The following is a 13,489-nucleotide window of genomic DNA, read 5'->3' as shown; positions in this document are numbered from 1 at the left end:
GGCCCGCGCAGGCGCGGGCACCGTGATGGTTATGCGCCAGGCGAAAACGCCCGTTTACGGTTTTCCAGCTCATCCACAATCCGCACGTACATCTTCTCGTTGAGGTTGTAGAAAAAGCCCATCGCGACAATCGTCACCACAGCCAACACGCACGGCCAGATGAAAATCAGTTCGCGCAGGCCTTCGGTCGTAGCGGCCGACTGTACGGTGTTCGGCACATAGCCGATTTGCGTCAGCATCAGGCCAGGGAAAAACCCGGCCAGCGCCTGGGAGACTTTGCGAAAGAAGGTGAAGCCGGTGTAGACCGTGCCCTCTGAGCGCACGCCGGTGCGCCATTCGCCATACTCGACCGTGTCTGAAACCAGCGCCCAGTTGAGGCTGTTTACAAACGCGGAGCCGAAAAATGCGAGGCACGAGAACGCCACAAAGCTCACCGAACCGTTGCCAAAGGCGTAATTGAGCACGTCGCCCGCCGCCCAGATCAGCAACCCGCCGATATAAACCTTCTTCTTGCCAAAACGCCGCACCGCGCCCGGCATCAGGAACACGCCGATAAAAATGCAGCCCATACTGAAAAAGCCCATATAGGACAGCAGAATCGGATCGTTCAGCACGTACTGGGTGTAATAGACCTGAATGGCGAGCTTGATGTTAAACGCGCCGAGCGTACAGAGATTGGCGATACAGAGCACGAACAGCGGCCGGTTGCCCGCGATGGCGCGAAACGACTGCAACAGCCCAGGCTTATGCGCGGCGCGCGCGGCAGGGGCTTCCACATAGCGCTCGCGCGTTCCCGCATAGCACCACCACATAAAGAGCAGGCCAAAGAGCGAAAACAGCGTGGCGGCGAAGATATAGCTCAGCTGCGGGTTGCCTTCGATAAGATTCATCACCGGCACAAAACCGACGGTACACAGCAGCAGGCCCAGCGTCGCGCCGCCCTGACGCCACGCGGCAAGCGACGCGCGCTCATCCGGGTTTTTTGTAATGGCGGGCACCATCGCGCCATACGAGCAATTCATCATGCTGAAGAACAGCCCGTAGAGCATAAACAGCACCGTCGCCATCACGGCTTTACCGGTTATCTCAAACGGCGTGCCGACGAAATTCGCGATAGCGAGCAGCGTCACAGGAAAAGCGGCGTAGAGCACGAAAGGCCGGAACTTGCCCTTCGGCCCGATCCGGCGGCGCGAATCGAGCATAATCCCGGTGCCCATGTCCGTAAACGCCGTAAAAAACTTGGCAATCAGAAAGATTATGCCGCCATACGTGCCCGGCAGCCCCAGCACGTCGGTATAAAACTTCAGCAGATACAGCGTGCCGATATCCAGCAGGATATTGGAGCCCAGATCGCCCATTCCATAGGCGACTTTTTCTCTGAACGGCAAACGCAGCGTGGCTACGTCTTGATTCTGAACGGTATTTGTCTGAGACATTGTTTTTCTCCATCGCACACGCAGGCGACGCGTTATGTCTGATCCGCAGCCCGGATGGCCGCGACCTTTTTGCCAAACAGAAGCTGCAAAACCGCGAGGACGCCGAAAGGCGGCGCCAGCGCGCTCAGCGTGGAAATCCCCAGCGCGCCTTTGATGAGCATCGCCCCGGAAGCTATCAGCAGCAGAAAGACCAGCACCCGGAAGACCCGAACGGAAATACGTTGATGGACGTACTGGCCCACAAACGAACCGAGCACCATGGTGGGAATGCAGAACAGCACCAGCTTGATGGTCGAGAGCGTTAAGATCCCGCTGGTGGCGAGCCCACCGATAATGGCGGCGTTATTGGCGGTGAAAAAAGCGTTGAGCGTGCCGCGAAAGGCGGCGGGGGCCAGATTTCGCAACATGCCGTAGACCACCACCGGCGGCCCGTTGGTGGAGAATGCCGAGCCTAACGCGCCCGCGATAACGCCGGTCGGCATCGCCAGCCAGTTTTTGTCATAGACCGGCAGCCTGGGAATAAACAGGCTGTAGAAGGAATAGAGGATCAAAAAGCCGCCGAGCCCGATTTTCATTATCTGATCCGGCAGACTGGCGAGGGCGTACAGGCCCACCGGCACGCCGACAAACGAAAACACAATCAGCACCAGCGCCGGTTTCCATTGCGTTTCCTTACGCGAAAGCCAGGTCGCGTAGAGGGCGGTAGCAGTGCCCACAATCACCGACATGGGCGCTGCCATTTTTAACGGCAACAGCAGCGTTATCAGCGGCATCGTGGTGAGTGCGCCGCCAAAGCCGGCGCAGATCCCAACGAAGGTATATAAAAACATGATGCCGATAATCGCGATCACCGTGTCGTTGCTGAGCACAAGACCATCCGGGGTCAAAAGGGTGAAGAAGCCCATGATTCGTCCTTTTTACATGGGGTTTATCTGACGCAGCGTGGCGAAAAGGGACTGCCATTCGCTGCCCTCGCGGTAGAACACCGGCGGTTTGCCGAGCGGCGCATCCACCGTAATGTCGCCGCCGCCGTGGGTTTCACCGGTCCAGACGTTTACCCAGCGATCGTCAGGCAACCACAGCGACCAGTCCTGGCGTCCTTCTTCATACACCGGTGCCACCAGCAGATCGCGGCCAAACAGATACTGATATTTCAGCGTGTAGGCGCGGGGTTCATCCTCATAGTGCAAAAACAGCGGACGCATCACCGGCAGGCCGGTGCGGGCATTCTGCGCCACCGCCTGTTTGATATAGGGTTTGAGCGTGCTGAAAATTGTCGTCATGCGGGCAAAATGCGCGATGGTTTGCGCGTCGCCGTCGAACTGCCAGTTATCGCCAGGGCGGTTGCCCTCATGCGTGCGCATCATCGGCGTAAACGCGCTGAAATCGCACCAGCGTAGCAGTAGCTCTTTGCTGCGTTTCATTTCAAACAGCGTGGTGTATCCGCCGATATCGCTGTGGTGCAGGCCGTGCCCGGACATCGCCAAAGACAGCGCGGCGGGGATCACCGAGGCGAGCCCGTCGTCGAGACTCCAGTCGACGTTCTGATCGCCTGCCCACATCATCGTGGAATATTTCTGGCTGCCGGTATAACCGGCGCGCATAAAGAACAGCACCTCGCCGAGTTTTCCGGTCTCTTCAAGCGCCTCGTAGTTGCACTTCGCCCACAGCGCAGGCCAGGCGTTGTGCATAATCTCCGCGCTGACCTCGTTATACAGGTGCGTGTCGGTCGGCAGATATTCGCCAAAATCAGCCATCCAGCCGCCGCAACCCAGTTCAATCAGCTGTTTTTTGATGACCTCTTTATACCAGGCGTACGCTTCCGGGTTGGTCAGGTCGACGACGCCTGCGTAGAACTCGCCAAACTCGACGTGATAATCCTTGCCTGCGGCATCTTGTGTCAGATAACCACGCGACGCCGCTTCTTCGCACAAATCGCGATCGCTTGCCACGTACGGGTTGATATAAGCGAGGAACTGCACGCCTTCGCGTTTCCACTGTGCAATGCGCGTATCAAGCTGCGGGTAAAGATCGCGGTTCCATTTCCAGTTCCACATCACGCGCTTGCCGAAGGAGGTCATGCGGATGCCGGACCAGTCCTGCGCCCAGATGCCGTTTACCTTCACGCCGCCGCGGCGCATCACGTCGAGTTTCTGCTGGCAGACTTCGGTACCGCCCTGAATGCCGAGCGTTACGCCATCGTAAACCCAGTCCGGCAGCTCCGGCTGGCGGCCCAGCAGGGCGGTGAGTTTTTCCAGCAGTTCGATGTAGGTCGGCGCGCATTCGAAGCGCAGCGTGGCATGGTTTTCCCAGAACGCCAGCTCATGATAGTGCGGCGCGCTGAAATCGAAGTTCATATAGCCGCTGTTATCGACGTGGCAGTAGTACTTTTGGGTGCTGACGAACGTTGGCTGCGGAAAGAAGGTCCAGTAGTAGTCGCCGCCCGCGTTCTCTTTACAGTCGGCAAGCCAGGTAACGTGGCTCTGTTTATTGCGGCCCACGCCCTGTTCGCTGGTCCACAGCGGGAACGGTTTACCGCGCAGATCGAAATAAGAGAACTGCTCGCCGCAGCCGTAAATATGATCGGCTGGCTTCGCCGCCAGCCGCAACCAGAGACGATTGTGCGCGACGGCGTCGTTTTTGAGCCTCAGCACCAGACGATCATGGTCATCGGTGCTCACCTCAAGCGTGGCACCGATCGTCTCGCCGCGCGTAAAGCGAATCACCCAGCCAGAAGCGCGCTCACTAACGGCCGCCTGGGTCAGGGCGATTTTCTCATCGAGCCGGTCTTTAATGCTGAAGTTGCCGCGGAACATCTCGATATCCGCTGTGCCTGCGCCCGCCCACAGGCAGGGTGTTTGCCTTGAGTGATGCAGGATCGTTCTTTGCTGGTACGACAACGTAAATCCGTCGTCATGGGAAACGAGTGTAATGTGTGACGAAGCCATGAAGACCTCCGGTGTAGGGTAATCAGTCAATAAGGCGGTGTTGTTTTGCTTATTCGCCGCCGATTTCCATATTCAGGGTGTGCGTTTCGCCGGGCGCGAGCCTGACCACATCAATGCCGGAATTAAACGCGTTGGGCGGACAGCTCATCGGTTCAACGGCAAGCCCGACGCGGCCCAGCTTTTCGCCGGTATAGACCTGTATCCAGGGCGCTTCGGCCCGTAGCCAGACAGACATCGTCGGGTGCGACAGCCTTGCCTCCCAGCGCGCGGAAGACGGCGCTTTGAAGGTGTGGTCAATGTGCGTATCGGCAATGCGGCGCGGGGTGCGAAAGTCGAGCCCCTCGTCCCCGGCGGGATGAAGCCGCACGGCGTCAATCTCCAGGATTTTCGCGGCTGGCAGCGCGAGCTCGCACGCGTTGATGTCATGCAGATTGCAGGTCAGATAGGGGTGCATCCCGACGCCATAAGGCGCCGGGGTGTCACCCGCATTTGAGCCTGAGATACACACGCGCAGACCCGCCGCTTCATCAAGCTGATAAGTGACGTCCGCCGTCAGCATAAAAGGGTAACCATAGGTCGGCGGCAAAAAGGCGCTCAGCACGACGTGCGTGGAGCTTTGCTCCCGAATCGCCCAGTTGTGCCACGCCAGCAGCCCGTGAATGGCCGTATTGCCGACGCGATCGTTAATCGCGGGCGTCAGCGTCTGACCTTCAAAGGTAAAGCGCCCGCCGGTGATGCGATTCGGCCAGGGGATCAGCACTTTACCCAGATGCGCGAGCGGCATCTCCTCGGGGGCGTGCGGGATCACGACGTGGCGCTGCCGCCGCGTCAGCGAGGCTAACCCCGCCCCGACCGTCACGATAGTCGCCTGCCATTCCCCTGCCGTTAACACTATGGTGGTTCCGCTTTTATGCATGTCCGTCTCCTCGCGTGGGGTCAGCGCGTTATTTCGCGAGGCTGTCGAGCAACCCGGCGGCGACCGCAGGCGCAAGGCCCGGCGCGAGCGGCAGGCGAGGGATCACCAGGCAGTGCAGGAGATGGTAGATATCCTGTTTGCCGTCCCAGACTTTGGTGGTTACCTGATTGTTTTCGTCCAGCTCCTGCCACCACGAGCCGTTTTCGTAATCCATCAGGTATTTCATGCAGTAGTCCCACCATTTCTGGTACCAGGCTTCGTACTGCGGATCGCCCGTGACGTTATAGAGCGCCCAGGCGGTGCCCATCGCCTCCACAATCGGCCAGCGCACGCGTTCGCGGACAATTGGTTTGCCGTCCCAGCCAACGGAGTAGACAAAACCGTCTGCGCCATCCGGTGCCCAGGCGTCGCGGATTGTGGCGTTAAACAGGCCTTTGGCATCTTCCAGCAGCCATTCCGGAGCAGCGTCGCCGCGCGCGATTAGTGCGGCGCGCAGGTGCAGCATCAGGCGGCCCCATTCAATCCAGTGGCCCGGCGTGCCGCCGTAAGCGCGGAACCGGTGAGCCGGGTTCTCTTTGTTGTAATCGCGGATGGGGTTCCAGCGGGTATCGAAGTGTTCATTGACGCGGTAATCGCCTTTACGGGCGACATCGTGAATGATGACCGAGGCAACGCGCAGCGCGCGATCCAGCCATTTCTTGTCCTGGGTGACGTCGTAGACGATAAGAAACGCTTCGACGGCATGCATGTTGGCGTTGCCGCCGCGGTAGTTTTCCGTCTCGGTGAAGGCTTCATCCCAGGACTCCAGGCACATCTGCTCTTCTTCGCTCCAGAAATACTTCTCGATCACCGCAATGGCGTCATCCAGCAGCGCGCGGGCGGCGGGATGGCCGGTGGTGACGGCGCTGGCGGCGCCAAGCAGCACGAAGAAATGCTGATAGCCCTGTTTGGAGGCGTCCATCACGCCCTTGTCATTCACGCAGGCGTACCAGCCGCCATATTTTTTATCACGCAGCGGGCCGTTAAGGGCGTTGATGCCATGCTCCACCAGCGCGTACGCGCCAGGGCGGCCCATCAGGGCGGCGACGGCGTAAACATGCAGCATACGGGCGGTGATCCACAGATGCGTGCCCATCTCTTCTTTCACCTGGCCGTTGTTCCCCAGCCAGCCGAAGCCGGTGGGTACGGCGGCGTTGCGGCCAAACGCGAAAATACGGTCGGTTTCCTGTTCCAGCCAGCGGTGGTGACTCAGTGTGTTAAACCATTTCATTGTCTGTTCTCCTTTCAGCGGCGAGCCATCATGTCGTCCACAATTTCCCCTAAGCGGCGTAGCTTCGGCAGCGCCACGTCGCGCAACATCATGTCGGTATCCGGCAGCCCGATAACCGTCGACCAGACAGCGCGACCGGCGAGGAAACCGCTGGCGCCCGCGCTCATCGCGATGCGCACGGCACGCGGGAAGAGCTTTTCGTCGACGCCGGAGGAGAGGATCACCCACGGCATGTTGATCTGGTCATTCAGTTTCTGCGACGCGCCAAGCAGCGTGCTGGCATCGCCGCGCCCGGAAAGCGGCATCTCGACTTTATAGAGATCGGCTCCGCTATCACCGAGCTCTTTCGCCGCCGCGATAATCGCCTGTTCACGGTCAAACTTATCGCCGCGGCGCGGCGGGCGTACCACCGGCTCGATGATGCTCAGCAGCCCCTGCGCGTGGCATTTCTCGTTAAAGGCTTTCACCATCGCGAGGCGCTGCTGTGAGTCTTCATCGCTGCGCCACAGCACCAGCAGCTTGAGCGCTTTGCCGCCCTGCTGGCGCACCGCCTGCGCGTCGATGGCGTCATCCAGCGTCACGCTGTCGACGGGAATACCATTGCCGGGGATAAACTGGTCGGCGGCGACAATCATGGCGCAGCTCTCTGCGATGGCCTTTTGCTCCACCACCTGCGGGTAGCAGAACTGGCGGTCCACCAGAATGGCGGATGCGTACGGCGAAAGAACGCGCGCGGCGTTGAGCTTAAAGTCAGTCAGTACGGCATCGGTGACCGGCGTCGCCGCGCCCGCGGCAGCGAACATCAGGCGCATCGCTTCGCGCTGATCCACCGCCAGCATGGCGAATCCGCCAGACGGGCGGGCAATCTCTTTCAGGGTGTATTTTTCCATCAACGTTTTCCTTAAGGGTGAATGTCAAAGCGTGGCCTGGCGCGGCGTCAGCCCGGCGCTGACGCGAACCTGTTCTAAAATGGCGGACCAGTCCTGGCGACCGCGCCCGCTGGCGCGCGCCTGGCTGTAGACTTCCCGCGAGGCAGCACCAAGCGGCATCGGCACATGCAGCTGATTCGCCACGTCCAGCGCGATGCCTAAATCTTTATGGGCAAGGTCAATCATGAAGGCGGGTGAGAGATCGCCTTTGAGCACTTTGTTCGGCCAGGAAGTGGTGAAGTGGCCTTTACCGGCAGGCGTACCGCTCATCACCTGCAGCGCCACATCGAACGAAAGCCCGAGCGCTTCACACAGCACGGCGGCTTCGGCGGAGAGCGCGTTGAGCGCGATGCTCATGTAGTTATTGATAAGCTTGACGCGAATGCCCATTCCCGGCCCGCCTGCGCGGATGAGCTCTGAACCCATCGCCATCAGCACCGGCTCGGCACGCGTCACCCGCTCCGGCGTTCCGCCCGCCAGCAGCAGCAGCGTGCCGGATTTCGCATGATCCGAGGTACGGCCCACCGGCACATCCATCATGCTGAAGCCGCGCGCGGCGAGATCGCTTATCAGCCTGTCGGTTTGCAGCGGGTGAATGGTGGACATGTCGATAACCAGCGCCTCGCGGGAGAGCGACTGGCAGACGCCGTTATCGCCAAGCAGCACCTCGCGCACCAGATCACCGTTCGGCAGCATGGTAATCACGAATTCCGCGCCCTGGGCGGCAGCCTGTGGCGTGGCGCACGCCGTCGCGCCCTCTGACGCCAGCGTCTCCACGGCGCTGGTGTTTACATCGCACACCTGCAACCGGTGCCCGTGGCGCAGCAGGTTTGCCGCCATCGGCGCGCCCATCTGTCCCAGTCCGATAAATCCAATCGTCGCCATAACATGCTCCTGTCAGCGTAAAAGCGGGATGTCAGTTTTGTCATTCATGGTGGACTATTTTTGTCTGTTTATGAGCGTATTTGTAATTTAAAGTCAAAAAATTGACAGCTATCACTTTTTTACGATCCGGGAAAATTAAAATGCCGCTATGTTGATTGACAGGAATCGTGACGGGCGCAGGCCCGTCCTGAGCGCAAACAGAGAGGAAGCTATGGTTCGCATCGCGTGTGTGGGTATCGCCGTACAGGATCGCATTTATACGCTGGAAGCCTTGCCGCATGAGGGTGGCAAATATGTGGCGCAACAGTACCGCGAAGTGGGCGGCGGCCCGGCCGCTACGGCGGCTGTAGCGGCCGCGCGACTGGGCGCGCAGGTGGATTTTATTGGCCGCGTCGGTGATGACGCGACGGGCGCGCAACTCTTTGCGGAGCTGGAATCGCTGGGCGTTAACACCTCGCGGGCGCGCCAGATTACGGGTGCGCGTTCGTCGCAGTCGGCCATTCTTGTTGATGCCGCGGGCGAAAGAGTGATTGTTAACTATCCGAGCCCCGATTTGCCTGACGACGCGGACTGGCTCGATGGCATCGACTTCGGCCGTTACGACGCCGTGCTGGCGGACGTACGCTGGCATGAAGGCGCGACCCGCGCGTTAACGCTGGCGCGCCGGGCGGGTGTGATGACGCTACTGGATGGCGACGTGACACCACAGGATATTCGTTCGTTGGTGGCTTTAAGCGATCACGCCGCGTTCTCCGCGCCGGGGCTGGCGCGCCTGGCGCCGGGGTTAGCGCCGCAGGACGCCCTTAAAACAACAAAAACGCTCACGAACGGTCATGTTTACGTCACGCTTGGTAAAGAGGGCTGTCTGTGGCTTGAAAATGACGACACGCTGCACCGTCAGGCGGGCTTTACGGTCGAGGCGGTGGACACCACCGGGGCAGGCGATGTTTTTCACGGCGCGCTGGCGGTAATGCTGGCTCGCGGCGAATCGCCGCAGGAGGCGGTGCGCTTCGCCAGCGCCGTCGCCGCGCTGAAATGCACCCGCCCTGGCGGGCGCGCCGGGATCCCCGACTGTGATCAAACCCGCTCTTTTCTGTCTCTTTTTGTATAAAATGCCCGGCGAGCAATGATTTTAAGGGGATCGTTCATGAGCCTTACCGGAGTGACGGGCAATCCGCGCCACGATCAGCTGATCGGGCTTATCGCCGAGCGGGGATATATGAATATCGACGAGCTGGCGCAACTGCTGGATGTTTCCACCCAGACGGTGCGGCGCGATATTCGCAAGCTAAGCGAACAGGGACTGATTACCCGACATCACGGCGGCGCGGGGCGGGCGTCAAGCGTGGTGAATACCGCGTTTGAGCAGCGCGAGATCTCCATGACCGGGGAGAAAATCGCGATAGCTCAGGCGATCGCCGACTATGTGCCGGACGGCTCCACGCTGTTTATTACTATCGGCACGACGGTAGAGCAGATAGCGCGCGCGCTGCTGAATCATAATCATCTGCGCATTATTACCAACAGCCTGCGCGTGGCGCATATTCTCTATAAAAACAGTCGGTTTGAAGTGATGGTACCCGGCGGGACGCTGCGCCCGCACAACGGCGGCATTATCGGCCCGGGGGCTTCTGCGTTCATAGAAGGATTTCGTGCGGATTATCTGATAACGAGCGTCGGTGCCATTGAGAGTGACGGCGAGCTACTGGAGTTTGACGTGAACGAGGCGAACGTGGTGAAAACCATGATGGCCCACTCGCGGCATATCTTACTGGCGGCCGATCATACGAAATACCACGCCTCGGCGGCGGTCAGTATTGGCAACCTTTCGCAGGCCACGGCGCTCTTTACCGACCGGCAGCCTGGCGCATCGCTGAACTCGATTTTAAAAGCCCATCAGATTGAGCTGGTGCAGGCGGAATTGCCGTCTGGCGACGACGCCACCGACCACTAATTTTCTTACGCCGCGCGCGGGCGATGCAAAACCCGCGCGTTAGCACATAGTCAAAGTTCGCCTTTCTCGCTACAGTTAACATTCACATGGCCCGAAAGGAGAGTGAGTCATGCTCTATATCTTTGATTTAGGTAATGTCATTGTAGATATCGACTTTAACCGCGTGCTGGGCGTCTGGAGTGATTACAGCCGCGTGCCGCTGGCGAATCTGCGCCAGAGTTTCTCCATGGGCGAGCCGTTTCATCAGCACGAGCGTGGCGAGCTGAGCGACGAGGATTTCGCGAAGGCGCTATGCGAAGAAATGGCGTTGCCGCTGAGCTTTGAGCAGTTCTCCGCGGGCTGGCAGGCGGTGTTTGTCGGGCTGCGCCCGGAAGTGATTACTATCATGCAGCAACTGCGCGAGCAGGGGCATCGTGTGGTGGTGCTCTCCAACACCAACCGGCTGCATACGACATACTGGCCGGAACAGTATCCGGAAGTGCGGGCCGCCGCCGACGCTATCTATCTTTCGCAGGAGATGGGGATGCGCAAGCCGGAGCCGGAAATCTACCAGAAAGTGCTGGAGCAGGAAGGCTTTAGCGCCCGCGACGCTGTGTTTTTCGATGATAACGAGGCGAATATCGACGGCGCGCGCAAAGTGGGCATTACCAGCGTGCTGGTGACTGACCGTAAAACTGTGCCCAGCTATTTCTCGAATCCCGCATGTTAAAATCCGTTCATCAAAAAGTGGCCCGTCGAACCGGGCCGCTGCTCGCCTGGCTTAAGCTGCTGTGGGTGCGAATCGATGAGGATCATATGACGACGCTTGCCGGTAACCTGGCGTATGTGTCGTTGCTCTCGCTCGTGCCGTTTGTCGCGGTCATTTTTGCGCTGTTTGCCGCGTTCCCGATGTTTTCTGACGTCAGCGTTCAGCTGCGCCATTTTGTGTTCGCCAATTTTATGCCCGCCACGGGCGACATCATCCAGCGTTATATCGAACAGTTCGTCGCTAATTCCAGCAAGATGACAGCCGTTGGCGCGCTGGGGTTGATTGTTACCTCGCTCTTGTTGATGTACGCCATCGACAGCGCGCTGAACACTATCTGGCGCAGCACCCGTCAACGGCCAAAAGTCTACTCCTTTGCCGTTTACTGGATGATCCTGACGCTCGGCCCGCTGCTTGCAGGCGCGAGCCTGGTGATTAGCTCTTATTTGTTGTCGCTGCGCTGGGCGAGCGGCTTTAACACCATGATTGACGACGTGCTGCGTATTTTTCCGCTGCTGCTGTCGTGGCTCTCGTTCTGGCTGCTTTACAGCGTGGTGCCGACGACGCGCGTGCCGGCTCGCGACGCGCTGATTGGTTCTCTGGTGGCCGCGCTGCTCTTTGAACTGGGCAAAAAGGGCTTTGCTCTTTACATCACGATGTTCCCTTCTTATCAGCTGATTTATGGCGTGCTGGCGGTGATCCCTATTCTCTTTCTCTGGGTCTACTGGACGTGGTGCATCGTCTTGCTTGGCGCGGAAATTACTGTCACTCTCGGGGATTATCGCAAATTACGACAGGCCGCCAGAGAAGAAGCTGAATCAGTATGATTGCATTAATTCAACGTGTGACCCACGCCAGCGTGCGCGTGGGAGACGAAGTGACGGGTGAAATCGGGCCGGGACTTTTAGTGCTGTTAGGTGTCGAAAAAGACGACGACGAGCAGAAAGCGAACCGCCTGTGCGAGCGCGTGCTCGGCTATCGCATCTTTAGCGACGAACAGGGCAAAATGAACCTGAACGTGCAGCAGGCGGGCGGCAGCGTGCTGGTGGTATCGCAATTTACGTTACCGGCAGATACCGAAAAAGGCCTGCGCCCGAGCTTTTCGCGCGGCGCGCCGCCTGAGCAGGCGCAAGCCCTTTACGACTATTTTGTCAGTCGCTGCCGGGCCGCGGGCATGACCACCGAAACAGGACGTTTCGCCGCCGATATGCAGGTCTCACTGACGAATGACGGCCCCGTGACGTTCTGGTTGCAGATATGAACCAGATGCCATCGTGGCCGCGCACAACAAGAGAGAGTACCGCTATGTATCACCTTCGTGTACCCGAAACAGAAGAAGAACTTGAGCGCTACTACCAGTTCCGCTGGGAGATGTTACGCAAGCCGCTGCATCAGCCGAAAGGCTCAGAGCGGGACGCCTACGACGCGATGGCTCACCATCAGATGGTGGTGGATGAAGAGGGCAACCCTGTCGCCATCGGGCGGCTCTATATCAATGCCGATAACGAAGGCTCGATCCGGTTTATGGCGGTCGACCCGGCGGTGCAGGAGAAAGGGCTCGGCACGCTGGTGGCGATGACGCTGGAGTCGGTCGCGCGCCAGGAAGGCGTGAAGCGCGTGGTCTGTAGCGCGCGCGAGGATGCCGTGGAGTTCTTCGCCAAGCTGGGGTTTGTGAATGAAGGCGAGATAACCACGCCGCAAACCACGCCGCTGCGCCACTTTCTGATGATTAAACCGATAGCCTCGCTGGATGATATTCTCCACCGCGCCGACTGGTGCGCGCAGTTGCAGCAGGCGTGGTATCAGCATATTCCGCTCAGCGAAAAGATGGGCGTGCGCATCCTGCAATATACCGGGCAGAAATTTATTACGACGATGCCGGAGACCGGCAACCAGAATCCGCACCATACGCTGTTCGCAGGCAGCCTGTTTTCCCTGGCGACGCTGACGGGCTGGGGGCTTATCTGGCTGATGCTGCGCGAGCGGCATCTGGGCGGGACGATTATTCTGGCCGACGCGCATATTCGCTACAGCCGACCGATTACCGGCAAGCCCGGCGCGGTGGCCGATTTAGGGTCGCTCAGCGGCGATCTTGACCGTCTGGCGCGCGGGCGTAAAGCGCGCGTGCAGCTGCAGGTGGAACTCACAGGCGACGAGACGCCCGGCGCGGTGTTTGAAGGCATTTATATTGTGTTGCCCGCCAAACCTTTCGGGCCACTGGAAGAGGGCGGCAACGAGGAGGAGTAGGCGTCAGGGCCGGGTGTTTTTTGATCCGGCGGGTGCGCTGCGCTTACCCGCCCTACGAGGGTTGATGCTGGTGGGTTTGGCGGGTGCGCTGCGCTTACCCACCCTACGGGAACTGGTGCTGGTGATTTTGGTGGGTGCGCTGCGCTTACCCGCCCTACG

Annotated in this window: 13 protein-coding genes; 6 read left to right on the top strand and 7 right to left on the bottom strand. The window is 59.5% G+C overall.

The window, feature by feature from the left end:
• Positions 1–29: 29 nt before the first annotated feature.
• The 7 genes from G6041_RS18445 to yihU are packed head-to-tail and all read right to left on the bottom strand — an operon-like array spanning position 30 to position 8,384.
• Positions 30–1,436 carry an MFS transporter gene (locus tag G6041_RS18445; protein ID WP_012126214.1) on the bottom strand — a complete coding sequence of 469 codons (1,407 nt, stop codon included), beginning with the start codon at positions 1,434–1,436 and terminating at the stop codon, positions 30–32.
• A gap of 32 nt (positions 1,437–1,468) precedes the next feature.
• Positions 1,469–2,341, bottom strand: coding sequence for a sulfite exporter TauE/SafE family protein (locus tag G6041_RS18440; protein ID WP_012126215.1), 873 nt, complete (start codon positions 2,339–2,341; stop codon positions 1,469–1,471).
• 12 nt (positions 2,342–2,353) lie between these two features.
• The gene (locus G6041_RS18435) at positions 2,354–4,384 is read right to left on the bottom strand and encodes an alpha-glucosidase (RefSeq protein WP_012126216.1); all 2,031 of its coding nucleotides are present in this window, start codon (positions 4,382–4,384) and stop codon (positions 2,354–2,356) included.
• A 49-nt stretch (positions 4,385–4,433) separates the two neighbouring features.
• Positions 4,434–5,300: an aldose-1-epimerase gene (locus G6041_RS18430; protein ID WP_012126217.1), complete on the bottom strand. Its 867-nt coding sequence runs from the start codon at positions 5,298–5,300 to the stop codon at positions 4,434–4,436.
• Between the two features lie 28 nt (positions 5,301–5,328).
• On the bottom strand, positions 5,329–6,570 hold the full coding sequence (gene yihS, locus G6041_RS18425; RefSeq protein ID WP_012126218.1) for a sulfoquinovose isomerase: 1,242 nt from the start codon (positions 6,568–6,570) through the stop codon (positions 5,329–5,331).
• Positions 6,571–6,584: 14 nt separating this feature from the next.
• Positions 6,585–7,460: a sulfofructosephosphate aldolase gene (yihT, locus tag G6041_RS18420; RefSeq protein ID WP_012126219.1), complete on the bottom strand. Its 876-nt coding sequence runs from the start codon at positions 7,458–7,460 to the stop codon at positions 6,585–6,587.
• 24 nt (positions 7,461–7,484) lie between these two features.
• Positions 7,485–8,384, bottom strand: a complete 900-nt coding sequence (yihU, locus tag G6041_RS18415) for a sulfolactaldehyde 3-reductase (protein WP_012126220.1) — start codon at positions 8,382–8,384, stop codon at positions 7,485–7,487.
• Between the two features lie 211 nt (positions 8,385–8,595).
• Here yihU and G6041_RS18410 point away from each other — a divergent pair, with 211 nt between their 5' ends.
• From G6041_RS18410 to fabY, 6 genes are all read left to right on the top strand, one after another.
• On the top strand, positions 8,596–9,495 hold the full coding sequence (locus tag G6041_RS18410; RefSeq protein WP_041460647.1) for a sugar kinase: 900 nt from the start codon (positions 8,596–8,598) through the stop codon (positions 9,493–9,495).
• A 36-nt stretch (positions 9,496–9,531) separates the two neighbouring features.
• Positions 9,532–10,338: a DeoR/GlpR family DNA-binding transcription regulator gene (locus G6041_RS18405; RefSeq protein WP_041460648.1), complete on the top strand. Its 807-nt coding sequence runs from the start codon at positions 9,532–9,534 to the stop codon at positions 10,336–10,338.
• Positions 10,339–10,447: 109 nt separating this feature from the next.
• Positions 10,448–11,047, top strand: coding sequence for a glucose-1-phosphatase (gene yihX / locus G6041_RS18400; protein WP_004387703.1), 600 nt, complete (start codon positions 10,448–10,450; stop codon positions 11,045–11,047).
• Entirely contained in the window at positions 11,041–11,910 is an 870-nt protein-coding gene (locus G6041_RS18395; protein ID WP_012126223.1) for a virulence factor BrkB family protein, read from the top strand. The genes yihX and G6041_RS18395 overlap by 7 nt, the downstream gene beginning before the upstream one ends.
• Complete coding sequence (gene dtd / locus G6041_RS18390; protein ID WP_004387705.1) at positions 11,907–12,344, top strand: D-aminoacyl-tRNA deacylase; 438 nt, start codon at positions 11,907–11,909, stop codon at positions 12,342–12,344. The genes G6041_RS18395 and dtd overlap by 4 nt, the downstream gene beginning before the upstream one ends.
• Before the next feature lie 44 nt (positions 12,345–12,388).
• Positions 12,389–13,330, top strand: coding sequence for a fatty acid biosynthesis protein FabY (fabY, locus tag G6041_RS18385; protein WP_007853129.1), 942 nt, complete (start codon positions 12,389–12,391; stop codon positions 13,328–13,330).
• The last annotated feature ends 159 nt before the right edge of the window (positions 13,331–13,489 follow it).

This window comes from Cronobacter sp. HA18003, assembly GCF_011605905.1.
Lineage (GTDB): Bacteria > Pseudomonadota > Gammaproteobacteria > Enterobacterales > Enterobacteriaceae > Cronobacter > Cronobacter sakazakii.
Note: the sequence above shows the minus strand (reverse complement) of the source record. Positions and strands in the feature narration are given on the sequence as shown.